This is a genomic window from Stenotrophomonas sp. SrG (genome assembly GCF_050031795.1).
Taxonomy (GTDB): domain Bacteria; phylum Pseudomonadota; class Gammaproteobacteria; order Xanthomonadales; family Xanthomonadaceae; genus Stenotrophomonas; species Stenotrophomonas rhizophila_A.
Window position 1 is genome coordinate 1 of record NZ_JBNBBE010001824.1, and the last position, 229, is coordinate 229.

At 74.7% G+C, this 229-nt stretch carries 1 protein-coding gene; it reads right to left on the reverse strand.

Annotated elements, in window-relative coordinates; all coding sequences use genetic code 11:
• Positions 1-229 (reverse strand): PA14 domain-containing protein (locus ACQG3P_RS25510; protein WP_426806599.1); only part of this gene is annotated, 229 nt, incomplete at both ends.

The window sequence follows — 229 nt, forward strand, 5'->3', positions numbered from 1 at the left end:
TACGCGCGCCCGGCCTCCCGGTCCAGGTCCACGCCATCGCCCGGCAGGCGGTCGCTGCTGGTCCCATGGTCCAGGACGCGCTTGCCGTCCACGTACAGCCGGTAGCCGTCGTCGGCGGCGGCCTCGATGCGGTCGCGCCCTGATACGGGCGGCAGCAGCTGTCCGCTCCAGCGGATGCTGAAGCCCTCGGTGGGGATGCCCTGCCCCGGTGCGGCTTCGCCGCGGGCCA